General features: G+C 72.6%; 7 protein-coding genes. 6 read left to right on the top strand and 1 reads right to left on the bottom strand.

Annotated features, from left to right (window positions below; translation table 11 throughout):
* The first annotated feature begins 240 nt into the window (after positions 1–240).
* Entirely contained in the window at positions 241–1,152 is a 912-nt protein-coding gene (locus ABT048_RS35705; RefSeq protein ID WP_350525766.1) for a LysR family transcriptional regulator, read from the top strand.
* A 184-nt stretch (positions 1,153–1,336) separates the two neighbouring features.
* Here ABT048_RS35705 and ABT048_RS35710 read toward each other — a convergent pair whose 3' ends face one another.
* Entirely contained in the window at positions 1,337–1,540 is a 204-nt protein-coding gene (locus tag ABT048_RS35710) for a hypothetical protein (RefSeq protein ID WP_350525767.1), read from the bottom strand.
* Positions 1,541–1,655: 115 nt separating this feature from the next.
* On the opposite strand from ABT048_RS35710, the gene ABT048_RS35715 reads away from it, so the two are divergent.
* The 5 genes from ABT048_RS35715 to ABT048_RS35735 all read left to right on the top strand — a co-directional run bounded on the left by ABT048_RS35715 (position 1,656) and on the right by ABT048_RS35735 (position 7,271).
* The gene (locus tag ABT048_RS35715) at positions 1,656–2,198 is read left to right on the top strand and encodes a TetR/AcrR family transcriptional regulator (protein ID WP_350525768.1); all 543 of its coding nucleotides are present in this window, start codon (positions 1,656–1,658) and stop codon (positions 2,196–2,198) included.
* Between the two features lie 181 nt (positions 2,199–2,379).
* On the top strand, positions 2,380–3,534 hold the full coding sequence (locus tag ABT048_RS35720; protein ID WP_350525769.1) for an alpha/beta hydrolase: 1,155 nt from the start codon (positions 2,380–2,382) through the stop codon (positions 3,532–3,534).
* 74 nt (positions 3,535–3,608) lie between these two features.
* Complete coding sequence (locus ABT048_RS35725) at positions 3,609–4,562, top strand: Gfo/Idh/MocA family protein (RefSeq protein WP_350525770.1); 954 nt, start codon at positions 3,609–3,611, stop codon at positions 4,560–4,562.
* A 226-nt stretch (positions 4,563–4,788) separates the two neighbouring features.
* The gene (locus ABT048_RS35730) at positions 4,789–6,657 is read left to right on the top strand and encodes a DUF8508 domain-containing protein (RefSeq protein ID WP_350525771.1); all 1,869 of its coding nucleotides are present in this window, start codon (positions 4,789–4,791) and stop codon (positions 6,655–6,657) included.
* A gap of 89 nt (positions 6,658–6,746) precedes the next feature.
* Positions 6,747–7,271, top strand: a complete 525-nt coding sequence (locus ABT048_RS35735) for a GNAT family N-acetyltransferase (RefSeq protein ID WP_350525772.1) — start codon at positions 6,747–6,749, stop codon at positions 7,269–7,271.
* Positions 7,272–7,438: the final 167 nt, after the last annotated feature.

Consider the following 7,438-nt stretch of genomic DNA (forward strand, 5'->3'; position numbering starts at 1 on the left):
CCAAGCGCCGGGCGGCGCCGGTGGTCAACGAACGGAAGCGATCTCGTCCGGAAATACGCCACCGGCTGTACCTCCGGCCGGAAGCGGGCCGTGCGGGCCGTGCGGCGGTGCGGTGCCGGTCCGCTGCGGTGGTTCGGTGAGGGTGCTCGCCGCGCCCGGCCGCCGCGCCGGGGCCGGTCCGATGTGCCGGGTTCGGTCCGGGGCGCCCGGTGCACTCCGCCGCGCTGGCAGAATTGGCCTGTGATCGACGCACGACGGCTGCGGACCCTGCGGGCCGTGGCGGACCACCGCACCGTGACCGCCGCGGCGGCCGCCCTCTACCTGACCCCCTCCGCGGTCTCCCAGCAGCTGGCCGCCCTGGAGCAGGAGACCGGGCACCACCTGCTCGCCCGCGAGGGCCGCGGCGTGCGGCTGACCGCCGCCGGGGAGATCCTGCTCGGCCACGCCGACGTCGTGCTCGCCCAGCTGGAGCGGGCCGAGGCCGACCTCGCCGCCTACAGCGCGGGCGTCTCCGGGGAGGTCACCGTAGCCTCCTTCGCCACCGGCATCGGGCTGGTGCTCGCCCCCGCCATCGGGCTGCTCGGCGAGCGCGCGCCGGGCGTGCGGCTCAAGGTGCTGGACGCGGAGGGCGACGCCAGCCTGCCGATGGTCCTGGACGGCCGGGCCGACCTCGCGGTGGCCGTCGAGTACCGCGGCGCACCGCGCGCCGACGACGCCCGGCTGACCCGGGTGCCGCTGTACGCCGAGCCCTTCGAGGCCGTCCTGCCGCTCGGCCACCGGCTGGCCGGCGAGTCCGGCCCGCTCGCCGTCGCCGAGCTCGCCGACGAGCCCTGGATCGGCCCCTACCCGGGCAACCCCTGCCACGACGTGGTCCTGCTGGCCTGCGAGAACGCCGGGTTCCAGCCCCGGCTGCTGCACTCCTCCGACGACTTCCGCGCCGTGGTGGCGCTGGCCTCGGCGGGCGCCGGGGTCGCGCTCGTCCCGCGCTCGGCGCTGCGCGGGGTGGACCTCTCCCGGGTGGCGGTCCGCCCGGTGGACAGCGAGCTCGCCACCCGTAGGGTCTTCGCCGCCGTCCGGGCCGGCGCCGACGGGCACCCGCTGATCCGCCCGGTCCTCGACGCCCTCGCCGAGGCGGCCGCCGCGGGCGCGTAGCGCCGGGCCGGTGCGTCCGGAGGGCGCGGGGTGCCGGGACGACGCGGGGGTCCGGAAAGGCCTGTGCGGCTGCTCGGCGTCCCGGGTCGGGCGGCCGCGCCGGGTGCAGGTGGCGTGGCGTCCCGGCGCGGGCGGCCGTGCAGCCGCCGGTCCGTGGGGGCGGTCGGGTGTCCGACCGCCGGGGTCACCAGGTGGTGAGGGTGATCAGCCGGACGGCGGGGGCGGAGACCACCTGCACCGTCCCGGTGCCGGGGATTCGCAGCTTGACGAACCCGCCCTGGAACGACACCAGCGCCCGGGGCACCGAGGAGACCGTCCCGCCGTCGCCGTTCATCACCGTGTAGCCGTCGACCAGTTCGACACTGGCCTCGGCCCAGTCCTCGTTCATGCGTCCCCCCGCTGTACGACTGTCCCGGTGAAACGGTACCGATCGGTTCCGTTCTGACGCCGAAAACGGTACCGATCGGTGCCGTTTGGCGTCAAGGGCGGTTAGGATCGGTGGCATGGCAGTCAACGCACGGGCGCGCCTGCTGAACACGGCAGAGTCCCTCTTCTACGCCAACGGGATCCACGCGGTCGGGGTGGAGCGCATCCTGTCCGAGTCCGGCGTGGGCCGGGCGTCCTTCTACCGGCACTTCGCCGGCAAGGAGGCCCTGGTGACGGCGGTCCTGGAGGGCCGTGACGAACGGTTCCGGGCCTGGCTCGCCGAGCGGGTCGCGGCCCACGGCGGCCACCCGCTGCACGTCTTCGACGCGCTCGCCGAACGGTTCGCGGCGCAGGACTACCGCGGCTGCGTCGCGATCAACACGATGACCGAGATCGCCGACCCCGCCAGCCCGGCGCGCGAGATGGCGGCGCTGCACAAGCGGCGCGTCGTCGAACTGGTGGAGCAGCTCATGCGGAACGCCGACATCCCCGAACCGGCCTCCCGCGCCCGGGAGTTCGCCCTGCTGATGGACGGCGCCATCGTCACCGCCCTGCGCGAGGGCACCCCGGACGCCGCCTGGCGCGCCCGCGGCATCGCGGAGTCCCTGCTGGCCGCCTGAGCCGCCGCGGCGACCGCGCTCGCCCCCGGGTTCGGCCGCGGCCTCGACCCCGGGGCCGACCGGGACGGACGGCTGCTCCCAGGAACCTTCCAGGAAGGGGCAACCGAACAGCCGTTCCGAGCCGTCTCCCGTGCGACCGGGCACACGGGCCCGGACGGCACAGAAACCGGGCACGCACGCAATGAACCTGACTGGCACTCCCGTTCTCGTCCTCACCATCGTCCTGTTCGGCGCCGCCCTGGCGCTGGCCATGGCGCAATGGTTGGGCAGAGGCCGCCTCCTGGGGCCGGCCCGGACGGTGGAGGGGCGGCGCAGGCCGCTGCGCGCGCTCTCGTACCTCGGCACGGTGTTGCTCTGTCAGTTCACCGCCGTGGCGATGGTCTTCGTGATCGTCAACGACGAGAACCAGCTGTACGACACCTGGGGCGACCTGCTGGGCACCGCCAGCCACGTCCGGGCCGTGCCGGAGCCCCCGAAGGACGAGGGCCTGACCGGCGGCCCGTCCGGCGCCCCCGTGGCGAAGGTGCCGCAGGCCTTCCACGCGCCCGACTCGGACGCGGTGCCCAGGAACGTGAAGCAGGCCGACCTCAAGGGCAGGCTCTCCGGAGTCGACGGCGAGGTGCTGGTCTGGACGCCGCCGCAGTACGACGACCCGGCGTTCAAGGACAAGACCTTCCCGGTGGTCGAACTGCTCGTCGGGTACCCCGGATCCTCCAGCGCCTGGTTCGGCGACGACGCCATGGCGGTGACGAAGCAGCTCGAACCGTTGATGAAGTCCGGTCAGGTGACGCCGTTCATCCTGGTCGCACCGCGCGTCACCCTCCTCGGCAAGAACGACAGCGGGTGCGCCGACATCCCGGGCAAGGTCAACGCCGAGACGTGGCTCTCCCGGGACGTCCCGCAGATGGTCGTCGACAACTTCCGGGCCGACGCCACCGCGGACCGCTGGGCCGTGTCCGGCTACTCGGCCGGCGCGCACTGCGCCCTGCGCCTCGCGCTCTCCCACCCCAACCGTTACCGCGCCGCGGTCAGCATGTCCGGCTACAACGACCCGGCCGGTGAGCCGAGTTCACTGACCGGCAAGGACGCGAAGCTGCGGGAGAGCGACAACCCGCTGAACATCCTCACCCACGCCACGACCCCGCCGAACGTCGCGCTCTACGTGACCGGCAAGCGGGGCGACGGGCTGGAGGACGGGCTCGCCCTCCAGCGCGCGGCGAAGAGCCCGACCACCGTCACCCCGTTCGAGACCACCGGACCGCACCTGACCTCGACCTGGAAGCCCCTAGTCGTTCCGACCTTCACGTGGCTGACCGGCATCATCCCGCCCCGCTGACGGGTTGGTGGAGCACGGGAGCGGGTGCATAGGGTGGCGGGTGACGGTGTCGGCGCGCGTGTGTGGAGAATCCGATGAGTACGACCTCTGTTCCTGACGGCCCGCTCCCGGTGGGGGTCATCGGGCTCGGTGACATCGCGCAGAAGGCGTACCTGCCGGTCCTGACCGCGCTGCCGGGGCTGGACCTGCGCCTGATGACCCGGGACGCGGCGAAGCTGGACCGGATCGGGGACGCGCACCGGATCGCCCCGGAGAAGCGCTTCACCGATCTGGGGGAGCTGATCGGCAGCGGGATCCGGGCGGCGTTCGTCCATGCCGCGACCAGCCAGCACGTGCCGATCGTGGAGCAGCTGCTGACGGCCGGCGTGGACGTGTACGTGGACAAGCCGCTGGACTACACCGTGGACGGCTCCCGCCGGCTGGTCGACCTCGCCGACCGTACGGGCCGCTCGCTGATGGTCGGCTTCAACCGGCGCCACGCGCCCGGCTACGTCCAGGCCAAGGAGCGCCCGCGCGACCTCATCGTGCTGCAGAAGAACCGCGAGGGCCTGCCCGAGGAGGCCCGCACCCTCGTCTACGACGACTTCATCCACGTGGTGGACGTGCTGCGCTTCCTCGCCCCCGGCGAGATCGAGCACGTGGACGTCCGCTCGCGGGTGCGGGACGGCCTGGTGGAGCACGTGGTGCTCACCCTCGCCGGGCAGGGCTTCACCGCGCTGGGGATCATGAACCGGCTCTCCGGCTCGACCGAGGAGGTGCTGGAGGTCTCCGGCGGCGACTCCAAGCGCGAGGTGCACAACCTCGCCGAGGTGATCGACCACCGCGGTCAGCCCACCGTCCGCCGCCGCGGGGACTGGGTGCCGGTCGCCCGGCAGCGCGGCATCGAGCAGTGCGTGCTCGCCTTCCTCGACGCCGTCCGCACCGGCAGGACCCTCGACGCCCACGACGCGCTGCGCACCCACGAGCTGTGCGAGCTGGTCGTCGAGCGGATCGAGTCTTCCTGGGAGTCCGCTGGGAGCGGGCTGTGAGCACGCTGGACTGACCGACGGTCAAGTCACCCGGGCAGAACCGACAGTTCACCGACGAGGTCTTGTCGGGGCATTTTCTACGCGCGTATCTTGAGGGGCGCCGCGGGGGGCGGCCGTCCGTCCCCTGCTCTGTCTCTACGCGAGTAGCGCGCGCTTCGAGCGCGCCTCCGCCCGGACCGCCGTGCCACCGACCGTGCCGCACGGCGGAGCTAGGAGCCCTGCCCAGGTGACCACTGCCCCCGCACCCCGCCCGCGTCGGACCCTGCTGCGCGCCGCGCTCGTCCCGGCCTCGCTGGCCGCGTCGCTGGTGCTCGTCCCGCTCCCGGTGGCCAACGCCGCCGGCGCGGCCACCCCCGCCCCGACCGAGGCCGGCCCGCTGCGGATCCACGACATCCAGGGCACCACCCGGATATCCCCGCAGGCCGGCAAGCCCGTCACCGGCGTGCCCGGCATCGTCACCGGCGTGCGCGCGTACGGCAGTTCCAAGGGCTTCTGGATCCAGGACCCGAACCCCGACGCCGACCCGGCCACCAGCGAGGGCATCTTCGTCTTCACCGGCGGCAACCCGACCGTCAAGGTCGGCGACTCGGTGCTGGTGAGCGGCAAGATCACCGAGTACTACCCGAGCCTCTCCGGCGGCTCGCAGTCCATCACCGAGATCTCCGCCCCCGGTATCACCGTCGTCTCCTCCGGCAACCCGCTGCCCGCCCCGGTCGTCGTCGACACCCGCAACATCCCCGGCACCTACTCCCCGGCGGCCGGCGCCGACGGCACCATCGAGGGCGGCAAGCTCGACCCGGAGAAGTACACCCTGGACTTCTACGAGTCCCTGGAGGGCATGCTCGTCCAGGTCAAGGACGTCCGGGTGATCCAGGCGACCGACAAGTACAACGAGCTGTGGGTCGCCGCCGACCGCCAGGACCAGCGCAGCAAGCGCGGCGGCGTCCTGTACGAGTCCTACCGCGAGCCCAACGTCGGCCGCCTGATGATCCAGCAGCTCGCCCCGGTCTCCCAGCAGCCCTTCCCGGTGGCCAACGTCGGCGACGAGCTGACCGGCACCACCACCGGCCCGCTGGACTACAACAACTTCGGCGGCTACACCCTCGTCGCCGGCACCATGGGCACCCTGAAGGACAACCACCTCCAGCGCGAGGTCACCGCCCAGGCGAGCGACCGCGAACTCACCCTCGCCACCTACAACGTGGAGAACCTGGCCCCGAACAACCCGGACTCCAAGTTCGCCGAGCTGGCCCAGGGCATCGTCACCAACCTGCGCTCGCCCGACGTCGTCGCCCTGGAGGAGATCCAGGACAACAACGGCTCCAAGAACGACGGCACCGTCGACGCGAGCCAGACCGTCGCCAAGTTCATCGCCGCGATCAAGGCGGCCGGCGGCCCGGCCTACGACTGGCGCTCGATCGACCCGCAGGACGGCAAGGACGGCGGCGAGCCCGGCGGCAACATCCGCCAGGTCTTCCTGTTCAACCCGCAGCGGGTCTCCTTCACCGACATCGCGGGCGGCGGCACCACCACCGCCGTCGGCGTCACCGGCACCGGCGCCGCCACCGCGCTGACCGCCTCCCCCGGCCGGATCGAGCCGAACGACGAGGCGTGGACCAACAGCCGCAAGCCGCTGGTCGGCCAGTTCGTCTTCCGCGGCCAGAAGGTCTTCGTGATCGCCAACCACTTCAACAGCAAGGGCGGCGACCAGGGCATCGACAGCCGGTTCCAGCAGCCGACCCGCAGCTCCGAGGTGCAGCGGCTCAAGCAGGCCACCGTCGAGCAGGCCTTCGTCGCCCAGCTGCTGGCCGCCGACAAGGAGGCCAAGGTCGTCTCCCTCGGCGACTTCAACGACTACCAGTTCTCGCCCGCGCTGGCCGCGCTCACCAAGGGCGGCGTGCTGCGCGACCTGGTGAACGAGCTGCCGGAGACCGAGCAGTACTCCTACGTCTACCAGGGCAACTCGCAGGTGCTGGACCACATCCTGGTCAGCCCCGAGGTCGGCTACGCCAAGTACGACGTGGTGCACATCAACTCCGAGTTCGCCCAGCAGGCGAGCGACCACGACCCGCAGGTGGTCCGCATCAAGCCGTAGTCCGGAATACGGCTATCCTGCCTCCGCCGCCGGTGACCACCGGTGGCGGAGGCAGCGTCGTGTGACGCCTCGGGCTGACGGGGGAGAACGTGCAGTACCGGATCGAGCGGATCGGCCGCGAGGACTGGCGGCAGCTGCGGAAGGTGCGCCTCGCCCAACTCCTCGACACGCCGATGGCGTTCGGCGAGACCCACGAGTACGCGAGCCACCAGGGCGAGGGCAACTGGCGGGCCCGGACGGACTGGGTCAACGAGCCCGACAAGGTCGGCCTGGTCGCGGTCGACCCGGAGGGGGAGTGGGTCGGCACCATGCTGTCGACCGCCAGCAAGGACCGGGCCGGCGCCGTCGACCTGATCGGCGTCTGGGTGGACCCGGCGCACCGCGGCCGCGAGCGCGGCGTCGCCGACGCCATGCTGGACACGGCCCTCGCCTGGGCGCGCGGCCGGGGCGCCGACCTCATGCTGCTCGGCGTGCACGAGGCGAACCCCCGCGCCGCGGCCTTCTACCTGCGGCGCGGGTTCGCGTACACCGGCGGCGAGACGCCCTACGTGCTGGACACCTCGGCGCGGATCCTGGAGATGGCCCTCCCGCTGGAGCCGTCCGACACGCCCTGACCGACGTACGCCGCCGGCCGCCGGCCAACCGACGTACGCCGCCGGCCGCCGGCCAACCGACGTACGCCGCCGGCTAGCCCCGGACTTCGCACATAACGAGTTCGGATGATGTGGTGATGCGACCGGTGTCCCGGCGGGGTGCCGGTCGTTGAACCCGACGTGCCGAT

The sequence above is a fragment of the Kitasatospora sp. NPDC096140 genome (assembly GCF_040303045.1).
In the GTDB taxonomy this organism is placed as follows: domain Bacteria; phylum Actinomycetota; class Actinomycetes; order Streptomycetales; family Streptomycetaceae; genus Kitasatospora.

Coding starts and splice junctions, on each gene's coding strand:
- ABT048_RS35710 (WP_350525767.1), bottom strand. CDS start 1,540: ATGAACGAGGACTGGGCCGAGGCCAGTGTCGAACTGGTCGACGGCTAC.
- ABT048_RS35715 (WP_350525768.1), top strand. CDS start 1,656: ATGGCAGTCAACGCACGGGCGCGCCTGCTGAACACGGCAGAGTCCCTC.
- ABT048_RS35720 (WP_350525769.1), top strand. CDS start 2,380: ATGAACCTGACTGGCACTCCCGTTCTCGTCCTCACCATCGTCCTGTTC.
- ABT048_RS35725 (WP_350525770.1), top strand. CDS start 3,609: ATGAGTACGACCTCTGTTCCTGACGGCCCGCTCCCGGTGGGGGTCATC.